This window comes from Huijunlia imazamoxiresistens, from assembly GCF_037132455.1.
Classification (GTDB): Bacteria; Bacteroidota; Bacteroidia; order Chitinophagales; family Chitinophagaceae; genus Flavisolibacter; species Flavisolibacter imazamoxiresistens.
Map to the genome: position 1 here is coordinate 72944 of NZ_JBBBEI010000017.1, position 23133 is coordinate 96076.

Below are 23133 nucleotides of genomic sequence, written 5' to 3' on the forward strand. Positions count from 1 at the left end.
CTGCCGGGGCGTATACGATGGGGAAGACTAGCGGCTAACCGGGAGCCAAACCGACATCTCGGCATGGCCGCGGTTGCCCCAGGCATAGTAAGGCACCAGGCGTACGGGCACGGTGCGGGCGTCCTGCTGCACTTCGCGGTACAGCTGGTTCTGCCAGTTGGCGTCGCCCATCAGCCGGGCAGTGCCCTGCAGGCTCATGATGGGGCTGCCTTCCACGGTAATCAGTTCCGGCTTCAGGTCGATGGCGGCAGGCAGGGTCACGTTCTGCACCTTCTGGCCGGCCGGCAGGTCCACCGACTCCAGGCAGTACACCACGGGGCCGCGCTTCACGGCAACCTGGTTGCGGGTTTCTTCCACCAGCGGGTTCGACTCGATCAGCTTGGCTTCCATCGGCAGCACCAGGTCGATCACGTCGCCCTTTTTCCATTGGCGGCGCAGTTCGGCATAGCTGCCCGGCTGGGTGGCGGTGCTGAAGGGCTGGCCGTTCACCAGCACCTTTCCGCCGCTGCTCCAGCCCGGAATGCGCAGGAAGAACGAGAATTCGCCGGCCGGCACCTGTTCCAGGGCCAGGCGGACGTTGCCTTCCCAGGGGTAGGCCGTTTGCTGCGACAGCTTCAGCGGCGCGCCGTTCTTCAGTTGGGTCGACAGGCTGTTGCCGCCGTACAGGTTTACGTACAGGCCATTCTCCGCCACGCTGTAGGCGTAGTTGCCCACCTCGGCCACCGTGCGCACCACGTTGGGCGGGCAGCAGTTCGACAGGGAAATGTAGCCCACGCGGTCCTTCGACCAGCGTTGCTTGAAGGGCAGGTTATCGGAATAAGCCAGGGGGTTGGTGTATAAGAAGTTCTTACCGTTGAGGCTGATGCCCGACAGCACGCTGTTGTACAGGGCCAGCTCCACCACATCGGCGTATTTGGCCTGGCCGGTCAGCTGCAGCATGCGCCAGTTCCAGAGCACGTTGCCGATGTTGGCGCAGGTTTCGTTGTGCGCCGTATGGTTGGGCAGCTGGAAGTCGCGGCCGTAGGCCTGGTGGATCTTCTGCACTTCGGAGGGGTTGTACGAGGTGCCGTCGGGGGAGGTGCCGTCATAGAGCGAGCCGCAGCCGCCGGTGATGTACATTTTGTGCTGTACCAGGTCGTTCCACATCAGGTTCAGGCGGCCCATCAGCGAGGTGTCACCGGTTTCGGCATACACGTCGGCCACGCCGGCATAGAGGTAGTTGGCCCGGACGGCATGGCCCATCACCTTCGTCTGCTGGCGGAAGGGGATGCGGTCCTGGTTGTCGTCGGTGCCGTCGTCGATCTTTCCCTTGATGTCGATGAGGTGTTTGGCCAGCTCCAGGTAGCGCCCATCAGCCGTGGTGCGGTACATTTCCACTACGCCCATGTAGTGCGAGGGGCAGATGGCGTTGCGCGCCAGGGTGGGGTTGGATTTTTTGTAAAAGTTGTACAGGTAGTCGGTGGCTTTGCGGGCTACCTCGAGCAGGGACGTCTTCCCGGTCACGCGGTAGTGCACGCAGCCGGCGGTCATCAGGTGGCCGATGTTGTAGGCTTCAAAGCTCAGGCGGTCCTGGAACTGGTTCTTCTCGCCGGTCTTGCGCTGGTCGATCATGGCCTTGGTATAGATGTAACCGTCCTCGCGCTGCGATTTGGCGATCACGGCAATGGCCTTGTCCATCAGCGCGTCGAGCTTTTTGTCGCGGGTAACAGCATAGAGGCTCGCCATGGCTTCGAGGGCTTTGTAGTAGTCGCCGTCGTGGAAGGAGGGGCCTTTATGCGAGCCGGTATCCAGGCCGGCGGCGATCTCGAAGTTCTTGAAGGCGTGGCTGATGCTGGCGTCGTTGTAAATGTTCCAGAGGTTGGGCACCATCGAATCGCGGCAGACGCGGAAGCGGTCGGCCCAGAAGCCCTGGGTCCACTGTACGTCGCCCATATCGGGGCTGCTCAGTTTGGCATACGCGCTTTTCGAGGTATTTACCAGGCTTTTGCTGACGGCCGGGGCCGCGCTTTTGCCTTTGCCCTGTTTTTGTGCCACGGCCTGCTGTTGGTGAACCGCCAGCAGGGCACAGAGGGCAATCGTTGTTTTGACAATTCTCATATGTTTGATTGTGTTCGTTTATAAATAATTTAAAGTTTGCAATTGCATTGAATCTTCCGCCGGTTATTCATTTAAAATGAAAAAAGGTGGAAGAGCTTTATTCCTCTTTACCATTCTGCATTCTGCAAATACCAATCGTTCCGAAAGGAACGATGTTTACGGAACCGGGTTTTCTACCCACCAGTTGTCCCTACGGGACAAAGAGCAGGTTTCCATAGTTAACTTAACTTTTACCCAGGATTATATTCCCCAAACAAGCTTCTACCGATTTCCTGGCCCAACCTGCAACGTTTCAATTGAAAGAACTCCAATTAAAAACGATTGCATTCCGTTAGGAAAGCTGGAGGGTAGAAACCCCATCCCGAAAGCTGCGTTTCGCTAGTAACTACCGACCAGTTGTCCCTATGAGACAAAAGCAAATCACTGAGATACACCAGCCAGTTTTCAATTGAAAGAACTTACATGAAAAACGATTGCGTTCCGTTAGGAACGCCTGGTGGGTAGAAACCCCAAACCAAAAGCTTCGTTCCGCTAGGAACGATTGGTATTTTCCGGTAAATGCATGTAACTTATATGGAAATAAGTTTCCACATGTCTAACACCTATACACAGATTCACCTCCAGTTTGTTTTTGCCGTTCAACACCGGGCAGCCCTAATAAATGCTTCCTGGAAAGAGCGGTTACATCAATACCTCACCGGGCTCATTCAAAATTACAAACACAAAATGCTGCAGATCAATAGCATGCCGGATCATATTCACATCCTGATCGGTTTGCGGCCTTCACAAGCCATATCGGAAATTGTACAGCACGTTAAAACCGAAAGCACTAAATGGATCAATGATTGCCGGCTGACGCCCAGCCGTTTCGCCTGGCAGGAAGGGTATGGCTGCTTTTCTTATTCAAAAAGCAGTTTGCCCCAGGTCATCCGTTACATTCAGAACCAGGAAAAGCACCACCAGAAAGTGACTTTTTTGCAGGAATACAAAGCCTTTCTCGATGCGTTCGAGGTAGAATATGATCCGCGATATTTATTCAAAGAGCCTGAGTAATCATTGAACCTTCTTCTTAGGGCAATTACCAATCGTTCCTAACGGAACGATGCCCTGTAACCACGATATGCTACCCACCAATTGTGCCTAACGGCACAATGAATTCCGTCCCTAACTTACATCCGGGCCTGAAGGATACATCTGAATTAATGTCTACCGAATGCGTTGACTCAACAGCAGCCGGGATGACATTTAAGGGAGAATGATATCCTTCTTCCTGCTTTCCGGCAGCACCTTGAGCTCCGTTACCTTACCGTCCTTCATGGTGGCTTCCACCGTGGTGTTGTAGGGAGCATGCAGCTTGAAATGGACGTTCCAGGATTTGGGCCAGGCGGGGAACAGGAAAATCTTTTTGCCGTCGGTTTGGAGCAGCATTTCCTGCAGGCCGATGGCGCCGGAGCCGCCCCAGTTGTGATCGGGCGTCCAGTCGAAGCCGGGACCCCAGAAAGCGGGGAAACGGCGGCCGGAATCTTTCAGCTTCAGCACCGCCAGCCGGGCGGCCTCATCGGTCAGACCGAGGCGGGCGGCAAAGATGTTGTCCTGCTTCCAGCCCACGTGGCTGCGGAATCTTAAGGCGCTGGTATCGTAGTTCCAGGTATTCCGGGCGATGTCCAGGCCGGGTTTGCCCACGCCGTAAAGGCCCCAGGGAAAGACCGGGTAGAGCTGCGGTACTTCGGTGTTGTTGATGCGCTCCCAGGCCTGGGCCGGAGATAGGGTGCGGTGCCCGTCGAATTCGCGGAACGAGATCGGGGGGATGCGTTGCAGCATCAGGCTCCATTCGGCCCGCTTTTCTTTGCCCAGATAATTTTCGGGCAGCTCCAGCAGGCGGGTGAGCACGGTTTGCAGGGCGGCGATGGTGGAGGTGCTGTTGTAGGCCATCTTGTAGGTCTCGGCCCCCGAGCCGGGATAGAGCACCAGCTTGCCCGCCCCGTCCAGGGCCTGGCGGCCGCGCTGGCGGGCCAGTTGCTGGTAGTGCTCGTTAAAGAAGGTCAGGCAGCTTTCGATGAAAGGGAGATAACCCGATATATCCTTGCCGGCATAGCGTTCGGTTTCCAGCATCATCAGGCAAAACTCCAGCACGGTATCCCATTCGTATTCCAGCCAGGCATTGTATTCGAGGCCCTTGTCGAAGGAGGCGGGGCGGTTCCACCCGTATTCGGCAGGGTTGGGCAGGCCAAAGGATTCCAGTTGTTCGGTAAAGCAGGCGCCCTTGTGCCCCCAATAGGTTTGGGTCCGCAGCTCGGCGTTGCGCAGCAGGTTGCGGTAAAAATCGAACTGCGGCTGCATCAGGTCGAAATCCCCGCTTTTGAGCAGCGGGAAATACACCAGCCGCTGGTTCTGGGCCGTATGGGTGCCGCCACCCCAGTTGCGGTAGTCGGGGGTAAAGGACTGGGCCGTATCGGTCAGGGAAGGATCGTAGGTAAAGAGGCCGCCGTTGAACTTGGTGGGCCAGGCGCCGGAGGCATTGCAGCCGAGCATGTAGCGGAACAGCTGGTAGTTGCGGCCCACCTGCGCTGTTTCCCCTTGCCCGTTGCCCATAAAAATGAAGCTCTTCTTCCAGTAGTCCTGCCACCAGGCGGTGGTTTTGGCAAACGCGCCCTTTTGGGCCCCTAGCGCCTCGCCAAAGGCTTTGCGCAAACCAGCCTTCCACACCTCGGCCGAAGGCACCTGGGCGGTATGCAGCACCAGCTGCAGGTTATGGGAGCGGGCGGGGCGGCGGCTTTCGAGCTTCCAGCCGCCGAACTCGGTGCCGAGGTAGCTGCCGGTAGCGGTGCCGGCAGGAATAAAATTATTGCCTTGCATGACCCCGCCAAAGGTGCGCCCCCCCAGGGGGTTCCATAAGGAATCCTTTACTTTATCGAGGCCCTGCTGCCGTACGGTGACGTCAAAAACGGACGTATCCTGGTTGCGGTGGTAAAAAACAACACTGTTGCCTTCAAAGGCCACTTGGTCCTGGCGCGTGCGCACATCGCCCTTGGGCGCCCATTTGTACGAGCCGCCGAAGTACTCCCGGATTTTTACGGGTACCCGGTCCTTATGGCGCCAGCTTTCGTAAACCGCTTCGGCTTTGGTGGCCGTATTGCCGGTAACATCCAGGTGAATGACGGGACGGAACACGTCCACCCACACCTTAACGGCCGTGCCGTTGCTGCCGGCGATCTGCACAAAGCCGTCCTTCAACACCAGCTCCTGCCGGAAGTCCTTGCCGGCAAACGGATTAGGGGTCAGCCGCAACCGTACCCGGCCGCCCTTCAGAAGGGCGTTGTTCTCGTCGAAGGAGCCGCTGCGGGCAAAGTAAAACAGGACCTCGCCCTTTTCCACCCACACGTTCAAACCAATGTCACCACCCCCACACGGCATGGACTCACCGGAATGATTACTCTGGCTGTTCCACACCACGTTGCAGGCGTCCAGCTCCGCCGTTTGCGCCAACGCAAAATGGCTAATAGCTATCAGTAAAAAGGAGATAAGCGACAATCGTTTCATGCGTAAAACCGAAACTCGTAATTAAACATTCAGGTAAAAAGGAATCCCTCTATTCCAACCAGTAGGAAAAGCTACTGGTTGGGGCACCCCTCCCGCTGAGGCGGGACAGGTTCTCCACATGGAGAGGGGCCGGGGGTGAGGCCTACCAATCGTCCGTCCGGAAGGAAGAAACCGGCAACCCGTCGGTGCCATAAAGTTCGCCGGTCACGAAATCCTTATAGGCATAGCGGACCGCTACGGGTTCCTTTACCTGGGGGCAGGAAACCGAAACCGAGCTGCCGTTGATCCAGGCCTTGGCAGGGTAGAACACCTTGTCCTTGCCGGCCAGTTCGAAGGTGGTGAGTTCCTTGCCGAAAGCCGTCAGGCCGTTGGCGGAATTCTTGAACCTTACGGTGGCGATGCTGCCGCTGACCGAGAGCGTGTCGTAGGCGGGGCTTTCAAAGCCAAAGCCTTTCAGGCCGTAGGTCTTGCCCAGGGCCAGCAGGGCCAGGCGGGTGCCGCCTTCCTGTTTGCGGGCCGGGTGGATGTTGTTTTCCTCGCCGATGTCCATCAGCACCGCCAGGCCGCTATTGGGGATGCGGTCGGCCATCTTGCGCTGGGCATCGCGGAGGTAGGCCGAGTTGAACTTGCCGCCTACGCGGTAGGGAGGCAGCTGCGCATAATTATAAGGAGCGATCTGGGCAAAATAAAACGGAAAGGCACCCTGGTCCCAGGAGGTCCGCCATTCCTGCACCATCTTGGGGAACAGGATCTCGTAGCGGTCGGGGTTGTCATAGTTCGACTCGCCCTGGTACCAGATGGCGCCGCGGATGCCGTAGCCGATGATGGGGTACAGCATGCCGTTGTATAAGGTAGTAGGGGTGCGGCTGACCTGCTTGATGGTGTCGCCTTTGGCGGGAATTTTAATGTCGGCAAATTCCTTCAGGGCATCAGGGCTCATCCAGGCTTCGGCATAGGACCCGCTGTAGGCACAATGGATCAGTCCGACGGGAACACCCTCCAGCAGCTCGCTGAGCTGGCGGCCAAAAAAGTAGGCCGTGGCGCTGAAGCCGGCCACCGCTTCGGGACCCGCTTCTTTCCACTGGGAAGGCTTGCTGTTGTCCTGGCGCTCGGTAAGGGAGGAGCGGGGAACGGTGTACAGCCGCAGCTTCGGGTTGCGGGAGTGCAGGATGGCTTCGTTGGAACCGATGATGGGCTGTCCTTTAAAACCTTTGACGGGCATTTCCATGTTGGATTGACCCGAGCACACCCATACTTCGCCGATCAGCACATTCTTTAAGGTAAGGGGGGTGCCGTCGCTGACGGTCACCTGGTAGGGGCCGCCGGCAGCGGGGGTGGCCACCTTCAGCTTCCACTTGCCGTCGGTGCCGGCCCGGGCCGTATATTTTTTGCTGTTCCACGAAGTGGTCACCGATACCGAAGCACCGGCCCTGGCCCAGCCCCAGAAGGCGACGTTGGACTGCTGCTGCAGCACCATATTATCGGTAAAAAGGGAGGGCAGCTTTACTTCGGCCCGCACGCAAAAGGGCGTCATTAAAAGAAGGGAGCAAACCAGTGCAAACAATCTGTTCTTTTTCATGTACTGAATCGGAATTATTTACGGGTAAAGGACGCCCGGACATCCGCTGGAAAATGAGAAAATGGTCCATTTTCCTAAAAAGGCAACAGTGCCCGGGCAGGCAAATCTTATTGAAGGGACTAAAATATTGAATTAAAGCGTGCCCGCTTTTCAAAGAGGGGTTAATAGTAAAATCATCCAGCAGAAAAGTAAAACAGTACATTGTTCACCCACCACGGCAATTCTACCTTCACATCGTTGAAACAAGGAGCCTTTCTTTCCCCGAAAGCGCAAGGGGAAAGCGGCTGCTGCAGGCGCCACAAGGGCCCACCTGCCCCAACCTTTTCTTTTCATATACAAGCATAAGTTAAACGGGGTGACGGTTCTCCGTAAGCCCCCTTTTTTTTCTCTAAGAGTTCTTTTCCTCTTAGCCCTAACTTTACGCACCGGATTTTTAAAAATAAAGCAGGCGGAAAAGAAGCAGAAGTTCCCCAAAACGCTTTCTCTCTTTTTCCTCCTTATCTCTTAGTCATATGAAAGCAAAATTTTCACTGTTTACTTCCCTGTTGTTTTCCACCCTTATCCATGCGCAGACCACCGCCAGCCGGTACACCCTGTTCGATAACGACTGGCGCTTCTTCCGCGGCGGCGCCACGGGAGCCGAGCACATCGCTTTTCCCGACAGCAGCTGGCGCCAGGTGAACCTGCCCCACGACTGGAGCATCGAAGACATCCCCGGCACGGCTTCGCCCTTTTCCATCGGCGCCATCAGCCAGGTCAACGGCGGCTTTACCGTAGGCGGCACCGGCTGGTACCGCAAGACCTTTACCGTTCCCGCTGCCCAGAAAGGCAAGCGCCTCTTCCTGCAGTTCGACGGTATCTATATGAATGCCGATGTATACCTGAACGGCAAAAAGCTGGGCTCCCATCCTTATGGCTACACTTCCTTCTGGTTCGACATCACCGACCGCCTGAAATGGAACGAGAAGAACGTGGTATCGGTACGGATCCGCAACGAGGGCGAGAACAGCCGCTGGTACTCCGGCTCGGGCATCTACCGCCACGTATGGCTGGCCAGCGCCGAACCCGTGCACGTAGCGCCCTGGGGTACCTCCATCACCACCCCCGACGTAACGGCGGCCGCGGCCAGGGTAACCGCCCGCACCAAAGTCACCAATACCAAAGGCGGCAAAGTACCCGTGACCCTGGTCACCCGCCTGCTCAATAACAAGGGCATCGAGGCCGCCCGCTTCGAGTCAAAGCAAACCCTCGACAGCGGCGCCACCTACGAATTCAGCCAGGACCTGCAGGTGAAAGCCCCGCAGCTCTGGTCGCCCGAAACGCCCGTGCTGTACACGGCGGTGTCGGAAGTGCTGGTAGCGGGCCAACCAGCCGACCGCCTGGAAACGCCCTTTGGCATCCGCTCGATTTCTTTTGACGCCACCAACGGCTTCCGCCTCAACGGCAAAACCGTCAAGCTCAAAGGCGGCTGCGTGCACCACGACAACGGCCCGCTGGGCGCCAAGGCCTACGACCGCGCCGAGGAGCGCCGCGTGGAGCTGCTGAAGGCCGCCGGCTACAACGCCATCCGCAGCTCGCACAACCCGCCTTCACCGGCCTTCCTCGACGCCTGCGACCGCCTGGGCATGCTGGTGATCGACGAAGCCTTCGACAGCTGGAAAGGCGCCAAAAACCCCCAGGACTACCACCTGTACTTCGAGGATTGGTGGCAGCGCGACGTGGAGAGCATGATCTTCCGCGACCGCAATCACCCTTCGGTGATCATGTGGAGCACCGGCAACGAGATCCCCAACCGCGACAAGCCCGAGGTGGTGGCCGTCTCCAAAATGCTGACCGACTATGTACATAAGCTCGACCCCACCCGTCCCGTTACCTGCGGGGTGAACGGCGTGGGTCCCGATAAAGATCCCTTCTTTGCCACCCTCGACGTGGGCGGCTACAACTACGCGCCCCAGATGTACAAGGTGGACCACGAGCGCGTGCCCAACCGGGTCGTGTACGGCTCGGAATCGTTTCCCAAAAAAGCCCTGGAATACTGGAAGGGCGTGGAAGAAAATTCCTGGGTGATCGGCGACTTCGTTTGGACCGCCTTCGACTATATCGGCGAGGCCTCTATCGGCTGGCTGGGCTATCCCCAGCGCCAGTATTTCTTCCCCTGGAACCTGGCGTATTGCGGCGACATCGACATCTGCGGCTGGAAGCGGCCCCAGTCGTTCTACCGCGATGCCATCTGGAAGCCGAACCAGCTTTCCCTGTTTGTAAAGCCCCTGAAACCTTCCTTCGACACCCTTTCCTTCAAGGAACCGTGGAGCGAATGGGAATTCCCCGACCTGGTAAGCAGCTGGAACTGGAAGCCGCTGGCCGGGCAGGGAACGGCTTCGGGCAGCGCCGCCGCCACTGCATTCAATGTGCTGCCGGCCGTACCGGTAGTGGTGTATTCCTCCTGCGAGCAGGTGGAACTGTTCCTCAACGGCAAGTCGCTGGGCAAAAAAGCCACCAACCGCTCCAACGAATACATCGCCGAATGGCAGGTGCCCTTTAGGGAAGGGCAGCTGAAAGCCGTGGGCTATAACGGTAAAAAGCAGGTGAATGTAGCGGAATTGAAAACCGCCGGCGCCCCCGCTGCCCTGAAGCTGACCGCCGACCGCAGCACGATCAAGGCCGACGGCCAGGACCTCAGCTACGTTACCGTGGAACTGGTGGACGACAAGGGCGTACGCCACCCGACCGCCGAAAACCTCGTGCAGTTTGAAGTGGAGGGCGGCACCATCGTAGGTGTGGGCAATGCCAACCCCCGCAGCACCGAAAGCTTCCAACTGCCGCAGCGCAAGGCCTGGCAGGGCCGCGCCCTGGTGATCGTGCAATCGAAGCCGAATGCCGGACCCATTGTGCTGAAAGCTAAGGCCGAAGGACTGAAGGATGCCAGCCTGGCAATAGCTGCAAAATAAGTTTCACGAAGCCCAAAACAGAAACTCTTCATCCTGTTTTGGGCTTTGCGTTTTTCTATATAAAAATCACCTTATTGAAATGAAACGATCGCTTTTCCTGTTGCCCGCCATTTTACTTTTTAGTTGTGGCGTATTTAAAGCTAAAAAGACCTCGACGAAAGAAGCACCGGTAGCCGCATCCCTGGCTGTCGTACCCACCCTGGCGCAGGTGGGGGCAACGATGTTGCCCGCCGACATTGCCCCGGTAAAGGCGCCCTTTGCCATGCCGCAGTTTAAAAAGCCGACCTTCCCGGCGCTGACCCTGAATATCCGGGAAAAAGGAGCGAAGGAGGGCGGAACGGTGATTACTACCAAAGAGATCCAGGCGGCTATCGACGAGGTCAACAGCCGCGGCGGCGGAACGGTTATTGTGCCCAAAGGCCTCTGGAAGACCGGCCGCATCAGCCTCAAAAGCAACGTGAACCTGCACCTGGAAGAAGGCGCGGAGCTGCACTTCAGCGGCGAAGTGGCGGACTACCGTCCGGCCGTTTTTACCCGCAATGAAGGCGTGGAAGTCATGTCGCTGGGCGCCTGCATCTATGCCAACGGCCAGGAGAACATCGCCCTGACCGGCAAGGGCAAGCTGGTAGGCCCCAAAGAAGGTTCCGTGAAAAAACAGGTGATGAACGTGGACGTGATCGAGAAGGTGATCCCCGCCGACAAACCCGTGGCCCAGCGGGTGTATGAAGGCTACAACGGCGAATTCATTTTCCTGCCGATGTTCGTTTCCCCTATCAACTGCAAAAATGTCTACATCGAAGGCATCACCCTGAACAACACTCCCTTCTGGAACATTGTTCCGGTTTATTGCGACGGTGTCATCATCCGGGGCGTAACGGTACATTCCGTAGGCGTACCCCGCGGCGACGGTATCGACATCGAATCATCCAGAAACGTTCTTATAGAATATTGCACCCTCAGCTGCGGCGACGACTGCTTTACCATGAAGGCCGGCCGCAACGAGGACGGATTGCGGGTGAACAAGCCTTCCGAGAACATCGTGGTACGCTTCTGCCTGGCCCGCGAAGGCCACGGCGGCATCACCGTGGGTAGTGAAACGGCCGGTATGATCCGTAACCTGTACGTGCACGACTGCGTGTTCGACGATACCGGTGTAGGCATCCGCTTCAAAACCCGCCGCAACCGCGCCGGCGGAGGCGAAAACCTCATTTACGAGCGCATCCGCATGAACCTGCGCGATGACGCATTCAAATTCGATATGCTGGGCAGCCGCATGTACGTGGGCGATCTGGCCAACCGCCTGCCGGCCCTTCCCATCAACCGCCTGACGCCGGCCTTCCGCAACATCGTGGCCAAAGACATTATCGTGGAAAAGGCGGATGTGTTCGTAGACATCCACAGCATTCCCGAGTCGCCGTTGACCAATTTTGTTGTCGAGAACGCCGATGTAAAATGTAAAACCATGGTCAATGCCCGGGATACCCGCGATATGGTGCTCCGCAATGCCACCATCCAGGCGCCCGATTCCGTCATCACGGTGCTGGACAGCCGCAACATTTTATTTGATAAAGTACGGTTCAAGGTTCCCGGAAGCGAGGTGATCACCAAAGTCACCGGCGACCTGTCGGACAACATCCGCTTCGTCAACTGCAGCCCCGAAAAGCCCCGCGACTGGCAGGGCACGGCCTGGAAAAAGTAAGGCGACCCGGCATTAAATACCTTAAAAAACCACAGGAGCTAAAGTTTCTGTGGTTTTTTTATGCCCGGAATAGCGGCCCTTTCCGGAAATTGTTCAAACACCGCACCTTTGCGCTTCTTAAGAAACTGCTATGTCTTCCTTAAAAGTCAACCCCATTTCGAAAAGCAACCCCGATACAGGCCTGGGCGTGAAGCCGGCACAGGTAGGCGGCCGGTTTATCAATAAGGACGGCACCTTCAACCTGCACAAACGGGGATGGCCCTTTTTTACCCGGGTAAGTCCGTATCCCTACCTGCTCGACCTGAGCTGGACCCGCTTTTTGGGACTGATGCTGCTGTTCTATTTCCTGGTGAACCTCTTATTTACCAGCCTGTACCTTGCCATCGGGCCCGACCAGCTGCAAGGTTTGCAGTCCACTACCTTTTGGGGACGGGCCCGGGAGATTTTCTTCTTCAGCACCGAGACCTTCACAACGGTAGGATACGGCCGCATTAACCCGGTCAAGGGGGGAGCGGACCTGCTGGCGTCCCTGGAAGCCTTCTTGGGCTGGCTGTTCTTTGCCCTGGTCACGGGTTTGCTGTACGGCCGCTTCGTGCGCCCGAAGGCCTTCATTGCCTTCAGCCACAATGCCCTGGTCAGTCCTTACCTCGAAGGGAAGGCGCTGATGTTCCGGATGGTGCCTTATAAAAGCAGGCACTTTCTGACCGATGTGCGCACGGTGGTCAACCTTTCATTATTGGTGGGGGAAGGCGAGCAGCAGGAATACAAGTACTACACCCTGAAGCTGGAACGCTCCCGCATCGAAATGTTCAACATGAACTGGACCGTCGTGCATCCGATCGACGTGGAAAGCCCCCTGCTGGATTACACCCTGGAGGACATGCTGCAGGCCGACATGGAAGTGATGGTCCAGGTGTCGGGCTTTGACCCGGTCTTTTCCAGTACCGTCATGAAGGGCACTTCTTATACGGCGCAGGAGATCATCATGGATGCCCGGTTTGCACCCATGTATCATGAATCGGCCGATGATTCCACCACCATACTGGAATTGAACAAGCTGAATGAATACCAGAAAACCTAGGCATGGGCCCTAAACCGGGGAGCGGTCAACGCCCTTCCTTCAGCCGCATATCCCTGTATTCGATCTTCATCGGAGGACCCACATGCACCTGCACGCCGATACGCCCGCTCATTTTGCGGTTAAGGGCGTCATTATCAGTCACCTCGGACATCAGTACACCATTGAGGTAGTGCTGCATATGGTTTCCTTTTACCACCAGGTGGTAGTCGTTCCAGTCTTCCTTTTTGAATACGTTGGCCAGAGTGGCGGAGTCGCCCAGGGAACCGGTCACTACCGGCTTGCCGCTGTTGTCAATGATTACCTGCTCGCCGCGGCGGGCGAGGAACTGGCGGCCCCGCTCTTCGTAGTTCTGGCCGTTGTAGCGGTTGCGGCCGTCGAGGTCGGCCTGGTAGCCTTTCAGGGCGTAGGGGAGGGTGTCCAGTTCCACGCTGCGGTAATTGATGCCGCTGTTACCCAGGGCGGAAACCCGGAAAGAGGTTTTCAGCTCGAAGTCCGCAGGCTGCCCGCCTTTCCAGATGATGAAGGTGTTGCGTTTGACAATGGTTTGCGGGGTGATTTCCCCCACCAGCACGCCGTTCTCCATGCGCCAGTAGGTGCTGTCAAACTCCCAGCCGTTCAGCGTTTTGCCGTCGAATAAAGCCAAAAAACCTTTTTCGGAAGGGCCGGCCGCCTTCCGGGACGACGAGCAGGAGGGAAGGAGCCACAGGGAACACAATAGAAAAAGGGCGGAAGTGCAGTTCAGGCGCATAATCGTTTAGTTGAGGACGCCAAAAGTAGGGAGAAAGCCTGTTCGGGCTAAAGGGAAAAATAACCATTTCTTCCATCAGTTTTAATAAATCATCCATTTTTGCATTCCGCTAATCCCCGGATATTTGGAGTTTCAACGAACGTAGACCGCTTATTCTTGTCGATATGAAAAAGACTGGCTTTACCCTTTCCCTGTTTTTCCTTTCCCTGATTGCTTTGGCGCAGAACGCTACCCTTGTACAGCTCAAATGCGACAACCAACTGGCGCCCCTGGGCGTGGACGCCGCCCAGCCTTCCCTGAGTTGGGAGATCCACACGCAACAGCGCGGCTACCGGCAGTCGGCCTACCAGGTGATCGTCTCCACCGACGCCAAGGGCACCGTCCCCGTCTGGAACAGCGGCCGTACCACCTCCTCCGCCTCCCGCAACGTCAAATACAACGGCAAGGCCCTCAAATCGGCCCAAAAATACTATTGGCGCGTGCAGGTGTGGGACCAGAACGGCCGCCCCTCGGCCTGGAGCCCCGTGGCCACCTTCACCACCGGCCTGTTCGATCCCTCCGACTGGAGTAATGCCCAGTGGATCGGCTACGAGGACCTTCCCGCCGACTCCCTGGTGTTCCCCGGCGTACATGCACCCGATACCAAACGAAAGCTCGGTCCCGACCGCCTGAAGCAGCGCACCGTGGTGCCCCTCTTCCGCAAATCCTTTACCGTCCCCAAAAAGGTGGCCAGCGCCCTGGCCTTCGTTAGCGGCCTCGGCCACTACGAGTTGTCGCTCAACGGTAAAAAAGTAGGCGACGCCTCCCTGGCCCCCGGCTGGACGCATTACGAAAAGCGGGTGCTGTACAACACCTACGACGTCACCGGCCTGTTGCAACGGGGTCCCAACGCTATCGGCGCCATCGTGGGCAACGGCTTTTACAACATCAACCGCGAACGCTACATCAAGGTGGCCATCGCCTACGGCCTGCCCAAGCTTATTTGTAAGCTGCTCGTCCGCTATACCGACGGCACCACCGCCACCATTACCACCGACGGCTCCTGGAAAACAGCCCCATCGCCCATCACCTTTACCTCCATGTTCGGGGGTGAGGACTACGATGCCGGCCTGGAGCAACAGGGCTGGGACAAGCCCGGCTTCAACGACGTTTCCTGGAAAGCCGTCCAGCGGGTACGGGCTCCCAAAGGATTTTTGCAGTCGGAACGGGATTACCCGGTAAAAGTGAACGAGGTCATCAAAGCAATAGCCATCACCCAGCCGTCGCCCGGCATCTATGTTTACGACTTCGGGCAGAACGCCTCGGGCATCGTGGAAATAAAGGTAAAGGGCAAAAAGGGCCAGACGGTAAAAATGTCCCCCGCAGAACTGATCCACGACGACGGGCTGGTAAACCAGAACGCCACCGGCAAGCCGCACTATTACTCCTATACGCTGAAAGGCGAGGGCGAGGAAACCTGGCGCCCCCGGTTTACGTACTATGGTTTCCGTTATGTGCAGGTGGAAGGCGGCGTGCCCGATACGGCAGCCACCGCCAACGCGCCCAAAGTAAAAGCGCTGCACCTGCTGCATACCGGCAACTCGTCGCCCGAGGCCGGCACCTTTGCCTGCTCCAACGACCTGTTCAACCGCATCAACACCCTGATCAAATGGGCCATTAAAAGCAACCTGCAAAGCGTGGCCACCGACTGCCCCCACCGCGAAAAGCTGGGCTGGCTGGAACAGGACTACCTGATGGGTGCCTCCATCCGCAGTAACAACGACATCTACCTGCTCTACCGCAAGACCGTCCACGACATGATGGACGCCCAGACCGTCGAAGGCATGGTGCCCGACATCGCCCCCGAATTCGTGTTCTTCGACGACAAGGGTTTTGGCTTCCGCGACTCTCCCGAATGGGGCAGCGCCTCGGTGATCCTGCCCTGGCTGCTGTACCAGTGGTACGGCGACAAGGAGATCGTCCGCGAAGCCTTCCCCATGATGCAGAAATACGTGGCCTACCTCAAAAGCAAATCCAACGGCCACCTCCTGGACTACGGCCTCGGCGACTGGTTCGACTACGGACCCCAGCGTCCCGGCGTGGCCCAGCTGACGCCCAAATCGCTGACCGCCACCTCCATTTATTATTACGACCTGAAGCTGCTGGCCCAGATGGCCACCCTCATCGGCGATACCGACGAAGCCTACCGCCTGGGCGTGCAGGCCGCCGAAGTGCAGCAGGTCTTTTATAAGAACTTTTTCAATGAAGCCACGGGCGTCTTCTCCACCGGCAGCCAGACGGCCATGTCCATGCCGCTTTGCGTGGGACTGGTGCAGGAAAAGGACAAGGCCCGCGTGCTGAAGAACCTGGTGGATTCCATCAACCTGCAGGGCAAGAAGCTTACTGCCGGCGACATCGGCTTCCACTTCCTGGTGCAGGCCCTCCACGAAGGCGGCGCCTCGCAACTGCTCTACGACATGAACTACCGCGACGACGTGCCGGGCTACGGCTTCCAGCTGAAAAAGGGCGCCACCGCCCTGACCGAATCCTGGCCGGCATTAAAAGAAGTGTCGAACAACCACCTGATGCTGGGCCACCTGATGGAATGGCTGTACAAAGGCCTGGCCGGCATCAACCAGTCGGACAGCTCGGTAGCCTACCAGGACCTGCTGATTGCCCCCGAAGTGGTAGGCGACATCACCTGGGTGAAGGGCAGCCACCGCTCGCCCTACGGCCTGGTAACCACCGACTGGAAAAAATCCGGCAACACGTTTTCGTTAAAAGTAGAAGTCCCGGCCAACAGCACGGCCACCGTGCTGCTCCCTGCCGCCGAAGGCCGGCCCATCACCGAAGGCGGCCAACCGCTGGCGCAGGTGAAGGAGGCAAAGCTCCTGGGATACAAGGATGGGAAAGCAATGGTACGGGTAGGATCGGGGACGTATAATTTTTCGGTGAATTAAACCTCACCCCCGGCCCCTCTCCATCTGGAGAGGGGCCGGGGGTGAGGCTATTTCGTCAGAAAATAATAAAGCCCCAATTGCAGCACCCGGTTGGCACCGCCCCGGTAGTTGCCGCCCGGGTTGCCGTTCTGGTCCACGTAAACCCCGCGGACCAGGCCCTTGAAGCCGTAGTTGTACCGGGCTTCGGCGCCGAGCCGTTCATTCAGTTGATAGGTAGCGCCCAGGTCGAGGCCCTTGTCGAACTCGCGGAAGCTGAGCGAAACATTTTCGCGGTAGTCATTGGACTTGGTGGTGGCTTTGACCATATAGCCGAATTCGGGGCCCAACAAAAAGCTGAGCTTATCATTGACCTGGAGCTCCGCGAGGAAGGGGAAATTGAGGTAATGAAAGGAAACCGTTCCCTCATTGCTGTACAGGGTGGCCGGCGCCCGGTAGCCTTTCTGGGAATAAAGCAGCTCGGAGCGCAGGAACAGCCGCTCGCCCAGGACGATCCGGACCAGGCCGCCGGCATGAAAGCCCAGCCGGGCTTTGAAATCAGTGGCCGGGGCAAAATGGGTATTGGCGAGGTTCAGGCCGCCCTTCAGGCCCCAGCGGGCCTGGGCGGAACAAAGGCCGGACAGGCCCAGACAGAAAATAAAAAAAAAGATTCTTTTCATACGGTTTATTTGTGCAGTACGTGGGAGAACGGCAAGATAAGCTACAAAAAGCTGTGCCCGTTTTTTGCCCCTTCCCGCAACATCCTGCACCTTTAAGCCCGACATTCCCTAAGTTGCAGTGACATGACAAAACGTAACGCCTATTTTCTCACCGCATTGCTTGCCGCATCGGTGTCCGCAGGGGCGCAAAAAGGCCCGGCTGCCCGGCCTGCCGGCTACGAGCAGCTCCTCAAAAGCTTTCAAACCCCGCCGGAATCGGCCAAATCCTGGGTGTTCTGGTACTGGATGCAGGCTTCCGTTTCCAAGGCCGGCATCACCGCCGACCTCGAAGCCATGAAGCAGGCCGGCATCGGCGGCGCCTACCTCATGCCCATCCAGGGTGTGCAGAACCCGCCGCTCTTTACCCCCGTGGCCGAACAGATGAGCCCCCTCTGGTGGGACCTGGTGCGCCACGCCTGGAAGGAAGCCGACCGCCTCGGCCTGAAGATCGCCATGCACGTCAGCGACGGCTTCGCCCTGGCCGGCGGCCCCTGGATCACCCCCGAGCTGTCGATGCAGAAGCTGGTGTGGAGCGAAAAGAAAATCACCGGCGGCCGCACCTTCAACGATACCCTGGCCCGGCCCGAAACCATCGAAAATTATTACCGCGACATCGCCGTCTTTGCCTTTCCGACCCCCGCCGGCGGGGGCGTCTCTACCCGCACCGTCGTGCCGAAGGTCACCTCCAGCAAGGGCGGTACCGAGGCCCAGGCGCTGGTGGACCCCGCCAATAAAAAGAACTTTGCCTCCGAAGACCCCTGCTGGATCCAGTACGCCTTCGAAAAACCCTTTACCTGCCGCACCCTCACCATCCGCACCTCGGGCAACAACTACCAGGCCCACCGCCTGCTGGTGGAAGTGAGCGACGACGGCACCAGTTTCCGCACCCTCACCCGCCTGGTGCCGCCCCGCCACGGCTGGCAGGATACCGATGCCGACGTGACCCATGTGATCGAACCCACGACGGCCAAATATTTCCGCTTCGCCTACGACAAGGTGGGCTCCGAGCCCGGCGCCGAGGACCTGGATGCGGCCAAGTGGAAACCGGTGCTCAAGGTCAGCGGCATCGAACTTTCTTCCGACCCGCGGATCCACCAGTACGAAGGCAAGACCGGCGCGGTCTGGCGCATCAGCCCCCGCACCACGCAAGAGCAGCTGCCTGATGCCCTCTGCGTTCCCAAAGACAAAATCGTCAACATCACCCCATACCTCGATGCCAACGGCCGCCTGAACTGGAACGCCCCGGCAGGGGAGTGGACCATCCTGCGGGTGGGCCATACCTCCACGGGCCATACCAACGCCACCGGCGGCGCCGCCAAAGGGCTGGAGTGCGACAAGTTCAACCCCGTGGCCATCCGCAAGCAATTCGACGGCTGGTTCGGCGAGATCATCAAAAAGGCACCCGCAGGCATCATGGGCAAGGTGCTGAACACCTTCCACATCGACAGCTGGGAGTGCGGCAGCCAGAACTGGTCGCCCGTCTTCCGCGAGGAATTCCAAAAACGCCGCGGCTACGATCCGCTGCCCTACCTGCCCATCATGGCAGGTATACCCGTCAACAGCGCCGACAGCTCCGAACGCTTCCTTTACGACGTGCGCCGCACCATCTCCGAGCTGGTGGTAGACCGGTTTTACGGCACCCTGGCCCCCCTGGCCCGCCAGAACGGGCTGACCTTCACCGCCGAGAGCATCGCGCCGACCATGACCTCCGACGGCCTGCTCCACTATAAAACGGTGGACGTGCCCATGGGCGAATTCTGGCTGCGCTCGCCCACCCACGACAAGCCCAACGACATGCTCGACGCCATCTCCGCCGCCCACATTTACGGTAAGAACGTGGTGCAGGCCGAAGGCTTTACCGAGCTGCGCATGGCCTGGGACGAGCATCCCGGCCTGATCAAGACCCTGGGCGACCGCAACTACGCCCTGGGCATCAACCGCTTTGTGTACCACGTGTTTGCCCACAACCCCTGGATGGACCGCAAGCCGGGCATGACCCTCAACCGCATCGGCCTATACTTCCAGCGCGACCAGACCTGGTGGAAGCCGGGCCGCGCCTGGGTGGAATATGCCCGCCGCTGCCAGTCGCTGCTGCAGCAGGGGCGGCCCGTGGCCGACATTGCCGTGTTTACCGGCGACGACTTCCCCCGCCGCTCCGTGCTGCCGGACCGCCTGGTGGAAACCCTGCCGGGCCTGTTCGGCGCTGACGTGGTGAAAAAGGAGCAGGAGCGCTGGGCCAACAAGGGCGAGCCCCTGCGCCGCATTCCCGAAGAAGTGCAGCATTCGGCCAACATGGCCGATCCCGAAGACTGGGTGAACCCGCTCCGCGGCTATGCCTACGACTCGTATAACCCCGATGCGCTGCTCAACCTTTCCAAGGTGAAGGACGGCCGCATCGAACTGGCCGGCGGCGCCAGCTACGGCATGCTGGTACTGCCCGGCGTGCACAAGATGACGCCCAACGGCAACCTGCTGTCCCCGGAGATCATGACCCGGCTGAAACAGCTGGTAGACTCGGGCGCCACCGTACTGGTGAACGAACGGCCCGAGGGGGCGCCGGGACTGTGGAACGGCGCCGCTGCCGACCAGCAGGTGCAGAGCCTGGGCGGCAGCCTCTGGGATGCCGCCACCATCCAGATCACCAAATCCCCCGGCGGCTCGTTCTCGCAATGGAAGATGGGCAAAGGGAGAGTGGTGAAAGCTCCTTACGGCGCTGAATCCTTTGCCCCGTTGGGACTGGAACGCGACCTGATCGTTACCGACGCGGCGGGCGGCTATGCCCCCCAGGTGGCCTACGTCCACCGGACCGCGCCGGACTTCGATATCTATTTTATCTCCAACCAGCGCGATTCGGCCCGCACCCTGGAGCTGTCGTTAAGGGTAGCCGGCCGCCAGCCGGAGCTCTGGGATCCCGTGACCGGCACCATCCGCGATGCAAAAGATTTCCGCATCGAAAAGGGCCGCACCCTGCTGCCCCTGCGCCTGGAAGCGGCAGCATCCATGTTCGTGGTGCTGGCCAGGCCCGCGGCGGATAAAGGCACAGGGGGTAAAAACTGGGCGGAGCCCCAAACCGTGCTAGCGGTGGAAGGCCCCTGGAAGGTGCGCTTCGATCCCAAGTATGGCGGCCCCGCCCAGCCGGTGGTTTTCAATAACCTTACCGACTGGAAGGAAAGTGCCGACACCACCATCCGTTATTATTCGGGTACGGCAGCCTACAGCCAATCCTTCAGCTGGAAGGGGGGCAAAAGCCAAAAAGTATGGCTGGACGTAGGCAAGGTGGCCAACCTGGCCGAGGTGTATGTTAATGGCCAGTCGTGCGGCGTAGCCTGGACCGCCCCGTACCGAGTGGACATTACCAAGGCCCTCCGGAAAGGCACCAACGAGCTGCGCATCGAGGTGACCAACACCTGGGCCAACCGCCTCAACCGCGATACCCAGCTGCCCGAAGCCGACCGCCTGACCCAAACCATCGCCCCCACCAAACTCGAAGGCAAGCCCCTGCTGGAAGCAGGACTGCTCGGCCCGGTTCGGATCGTGACGGAGCAATAGAACCGGTCCTTATTTTATTGAAAGGAGCGCATAAAGCAAATGCCGGCCACGAGCCGGCATTTGCTTTTCCGGGCCTCCTGGAGCGCCCGGGAAATGCGTACTAAATCCATCCCGCCCGCCCCAATCGCCCCGCCGGTAACCGGATCGGGATATCCCTTAATAGTAAAATCTTCCATCATGTCAGTAAAACCTGACATTGTCCACCCGCGGCCTCATTTCTAATTTTATTCCGTAATAAAAAAGCATTTTCCCGCGGGGAAAACCGACCGGCAGGCCAACGGCTGCAGGCGTATAAAACGAAACGATTGTGCGTATGAACCCGAATTTCTTACTGAAGGAGGCAATCGCCGGGCCCTTACCGACCCCCGGATTTCATTTTATACAGCCCCTGGAACCGTTCCCGCCGAAAGAGGCCGCCGCTTACCCGTACCATCCCGTAATTTAACAACAGATTTCATCACCAAATACCGAAGCACCGGAACAGAGAATCGCATTCATGAGAACGATCAGGAACTTTTTTACGTCTTCTTTATCCCTCCTGCTGCTGGCAGGATCCGTATCGGCACAGAAAACTGCCCGCACCGTGACGGATAGCACCATGCAGGCCGTGTACGAGCAGGTGAAAACCCCCTATAAGTACGGACTGGTGGTGGCTCCCGAGAACAACGCCAAAAAGATGGACTGCCCGACCGTTTTCCGCCAGGACGGCAAATGGTACATGACCTACGTGATCTTCGACGGCCGCGGCTACGAAACCTGGCTCTCTTCCAGCGACGACCTGCTGAACTGGAAAACCCAGGGCCGCCTGATGTCCTTCACCGACTCCACACAATGGGACGGCAGCCAGAAGGCCGGCTACCCCGCCCTCCAGGAACCTACCTGGGGCGGTAATTACAAACTGCAGAAATACAAGAAACAATATTGGATGCCCTACTTCGGCGGCGCCAAATCGGGCTACGAAGCGGGCGACCTGGCCATCAGCATGGCCTTCACCTCCAAAAAGCCTTCCACCGCCCACGAATGGAAGCGCCTGCCCCAACCCATCTTCACCAGCAAGGACGTGGACGTGCGCTGGTGGGAAAACAAAAAGCTGTTCAAGCCTACCGTTATCTGGGACAAGGAAAAAACCACCGGCTACCCCTTCGTCATGTACTACAACGCCAACGGCGACAGCAACGCCAACCGCAAAAGCTGGTACGAGCGCATCGGCATGGCCGTATCGGAAGATATGGTGCACTGGAAGCGCTTCCAGAAGGAACCGGTGATGGACCATTTTACCGGCATCACCGGCGACGCCGTGTTCCAGAAAATGGGCGACCTGTGGGTGATGTTCTACTTCGGCGCCTTCTGGGGCGAACGCAAGGACGCCTACAACCGCTTTGCCTGCTCCTACGACCTGGTGAACTGGACCGACTGGAAGGGCGATGACCTGATCAAGGCCTCCGAACCCTACGACAACCGCTTCGCCCATAAATCGTACGTGGTGCACCATAACGGCGTTACCTACCACTTCTACTGCGCGGTAAACACAGCCGACCAGCGCGGGATTGCGGTAGCGACGTCCAAAGACCTCGGAAAGAGTTCCGTGAACTTTGTAGCCGCCGCTAAATAAAGTTTACGAGTTTACGGGTTTACGAGTTCGCTTCGCGGTAACGACAGTTTATCCAATGATCCCATGAGACGCTTGTTTATCACACAATAACCAACTGAGAAATGACACTTGCTAAAAAATATTTTGAAGACTACCAGGAAGGAGCAATTCGTGAAACCCTTGGGCGCACCATCACCGAAACCGATATCGTGCTTCATGCCGGCCAGACGGGCGACTTTTTTCCCCACCACATGGACGAGGAATGGTGCAGCACCCAGCCGTTCAAAAAACGCATTGCCCACGGCACCCTGATCTTCAGCGTGGCCGTTGGCATGACCGCCGACATGATCAACGAAGTGGCCATGACCTATGGCTACGAGCGCCTGCGCTTTACCAGGCCGGTGTTCATCGGCGATACCATCAAGGTAAAAGTGACCATCAAGGAAAAGAAAGATCATAAAAAACCGGACTTCGGCCTGGTGACCGAGCTGGTAGAAACCTTTAACCAGAAAGGCGAGCTGGTGATGCTCTGCGAGCACATCCTGCTGGCCCGCCGCAAAGAGGTGGTAGCCGAAGGCTAACCTGCTACCTGAAAGAAATCGATTAACCAACTGATTAAAAATAATTGACCCGGACGCTCCGCCACAATGGAGACAGGGCAGAGGTG

13 protein-coding genes are annotated in these 23133 nt (G+C 58.2%); 8 read left to right on the forward strand and 5 right to left on the reverse strand.

Features of this window, described 5'->3' with window-relative positions; all coding sequences use genetic code 11:
- Nucleotides 1-27: 27 nt before the first annotated feature.
- Entirely contained in the window at nt 28-2097 is a 2070-nt protein-coding gene (locus V9K67_RS18940; protein ID WP_336725172.1) for an aceric acid hydrolase, read from the reverse strand.
- Between the two features lie 591 nt (nt 2098-2688).
- On the opposite strand from V9K67_RS18940, the gene tnpA reads away from it, so the two are divergent.
- The gene (tnpA, locus tag V9K67_RS18945) at nt 2689-3150 is read left to right on the forward strand and encodes an IS200/IS605 family transposase (protein WP_336725173.1); all 462 of its coding nucleotides are present in this window, start codon (nt 2689-2691) and stop codon (nt 3148-3150) included.
- Between the two features lie 192 nt (nt 3151-3342).
- Here the strand turns inward: tnpA and V9K67_RS18950 are convergent, their stop codons facing one another.
- A complete protein-coding gene (locus V9K67_RS18950; protein WP_336725174.1) occupies nt 3343-5637 on the reverse strand; it encodes a DUF5703 domain-containing protein in 2295 nt (764 codons plus the stop codon).
- A gap of 142 nt (nt 5638-5779) precedes the next feature.
- The gene (locus V9K67_RS18955) at nt 5780-7216 is read right to left on the reverse strand and encodes a sialate O-acetylesterase (protein WP_336725175.1); all 1437 of its coding nucleotides are present in this window, start codon (nt 7214-7216) and stop codon (nt 5780-5782) included.
- A gap of 512 nt (nt 7217-7728) precedes the next feature.
- On the opposite strand from V9K67_RS18955, the gene V9K67_RS18960 reads away from it, so the two are divergent.
- From V9K67_RS18960 to V9K67_RS18970, 3 genes are all read left to right on the forward strand, one after another.
- On the forward strand, nt 7729-10164 hold the full coding sequence (locus tag V9K67_RS18960; RefSeq protein ID WP_336725176.1) for a glycoside hydrolase family 2 TIM barrel-domain containing protein: 2436 nt from the start codon (nt 7729-7731) through the stop codon (nt 10162-10164).
- A gap of 79 nt (nt 10165-10243) precedes the next feature.
- Entirely contained in the window at nt 10244-11863 is a 1620-nt protein-coding gene (locus V9K67_RS18965; protein WP_336725177.1) for a glycoside hydrolase family 28 protein, read from the forward strand.
- 130 nt (nt 11864-11993) lie between these two features.
- Entirely contained in the window at nt 11994-12944 is a 951-nt protein-coding gene (locus tag V9K67_RS18970; RefSeq protein WP_336725178.1) for an ion channel, read from the forward strand.
- Nucleotides 12945-12969: 25 nt separating this feature from the next.
- On the opposite strand, the gene V9K67_RS18975 is transcribed toward V9K67_RS18970, so the two are convergent.
- Nucleotides 12970-13692, reverse strand: a complete 723-nt coding sequence (locus tag V9K67_RS18975; protein ID WP_336725179.1) for a 3-keto-disaccharide hydrolase — start codon at nt 13690-13692, stop codon at nt 12970-12972.
- 164 nt (nt 13693-13856) lie between these two features.
- On the opposite strand from V9K67_RS18975, the gene V9K67_RS18980 reads away from it, so the two are divergent.
- On the forward strand, nt 13857-16631 hold the full coding sequence (locus V9K67_RS18980; protein ID WP_336725180.1) for a family 78 glycoside hydrolase catalytic domain: 2775 nt from the start codon (nt 13857-13859) through the stop codon (nt 16629-16631).
- 47 nt (nt 16632-16678) lie between these two features.
- Here the strand turns inward: V9K67_RS18980 and V9K67_RS18985 are convergent, their stop codons facing one another.
- Nucleotides 16679-17287: a porin family protein gene (locus V9K67_RS18985; RefSeq protein WP_336725181.1), complete on the reverse strand. Its 609-nt coding sequence runs from the start codon at nt 17285-17287 to the stop codon at nt 16679-16681.
- Between the two features lie 123 nt (nt 17288-17410).
- Here V9K67_RS18985 and V9K67_RS18990 point away from each other — a divergent pair, with 123 nt between their 5' ends.
- The 3 genes from V9K67_RS18990 to V9K67_RS19000 all read left to right on the forward strand — a co-directional run bounded on the left by V9K67_RS18990 (nt 17411) and on the right by V9K67_RS19000 (nt 23047).
- A complete protein-coding gene (locus V9K67_RS18990) occupies nt 17411-20875 on the forward strand; it encodes a glycosyl hydrolase (protein WP_336725183.1) in 3465 nt (1154 codons plus the stop codon).
- A gap of 496 nt (nt 20876-21371) precedes the next feature.
- Nucleotides 21372-22487 carry a glycoside hydrolase family protein gene (locus tag V9K67_RS18995; RefSeq protein ID WP_336725185.1) on the forward strand — a complete coding sequence of 372 codons (1116 nt, stop codon included), beginning with the start codon at nt 21372-21374 and terminating at the stop codon, nt 22485-22487.
- A gap of 101 nt (nt 22488-22588) precedes the next feature.
- Nucleotides 22589-23047, forward strand: a complete 459-nt coding sequence (locus tag V9K67_RS19000) for a MaoC family dehydratase (protein ID WP_336725187.1) — start codon at nt 22589-22591, stop codon at nt 23045-23047.
- Nucleotides 23048-23133: the final 86 nt, after the last annotated feature.

Coding starts and splice junctions, on each gene's coding strand:
- V9K67_RS18940 (WP_336725172.1), bottom strand. CDS start 2,097: ATGAGAATTGTCAAAACAACGATTGCCCTCTGTGCCCTGCTGGCGGTT.
- tnpA (WP_336725173.1), top strand. CDS start 2,689: ATGTCTAACACCTATACACAGATTCACCTCCAGTTTGTTTTTGCCGTT.
- V9K67_RS18950 (WP_336725174.1), bottom strand. CDS start 5,637: ATGAAACGATTGTCGCTTATCTCCTTTTTACTGATAGCTATTAGCCAT.
- V9K67_RS18955 (WP_336725175.1), bottom strand. CDS start 7,216: ATGAAAAAGAACAGATTGTTTGCACTGGTTTGCTCCCTTCTTTTAATG.
- V9K67_RS18960 (WP_336725176.1), top strand. CDS start 7,729: ATGAAAGCAAAATTTTCACTGTTTACTTCCCTGTTGTTTTCCACCCTT.
- V9K67_RS18965 (WP_336725177.1), top strand. CDS start 10,244: ATGAAACGATCGCTTTTCCTGTTGCCCGCCATTTTACTTTTTAGTTGT.
- V9K67_RS18970 (WP_336725178.1), top strand. CDS start 11,994: ATGTCTTCCTTAAAAGTCAACCCCATTTCGAAAAGCAACCCCGATACA.
- V9K67_RS18975 (WP_336725179.1), bottom strand. CDS start 13,692: ATGCGCCTGAACTGCACTTCCGCCCTTTTTCTATTGTGTTCCCTGTGG.
- V9K67_RS18980 (WP_336725180.1), top strand. CDS start 13,857: ATGAAAAAGACTGGCTTTACCCTTTCCCTGTTTTTCCTTTCCCTGATT.
- V9K67_RS18985 (WP_336725181.1), bottom strand. CDS start 17,287: ATGAAAAGAATCTTTTTTTTTATTTTCTGTCTGGGCCTGTCCGGCCTT.
- V9K67_RS18990 (WP_336725183.1), top strand. CDS start 17,411: ATGACAAAACGTAACGCCTATTTTCTCACCGCATTGCTTGCCGCATCG.
- V9K67_RS18995 (WP_336725185.1), top strand. CDS start 21,372: ATGAGAACGATCAGGAACTTTTTTACGTCTTCTTTATCCCTCCTGCTG.
- V9K67_RS19000 (WP_336725187.1), top strand. CDS start 22,589: ATGACACTTGCTAAAAAATATTTTGAAGACTACCAGGAAGGAGCAATT.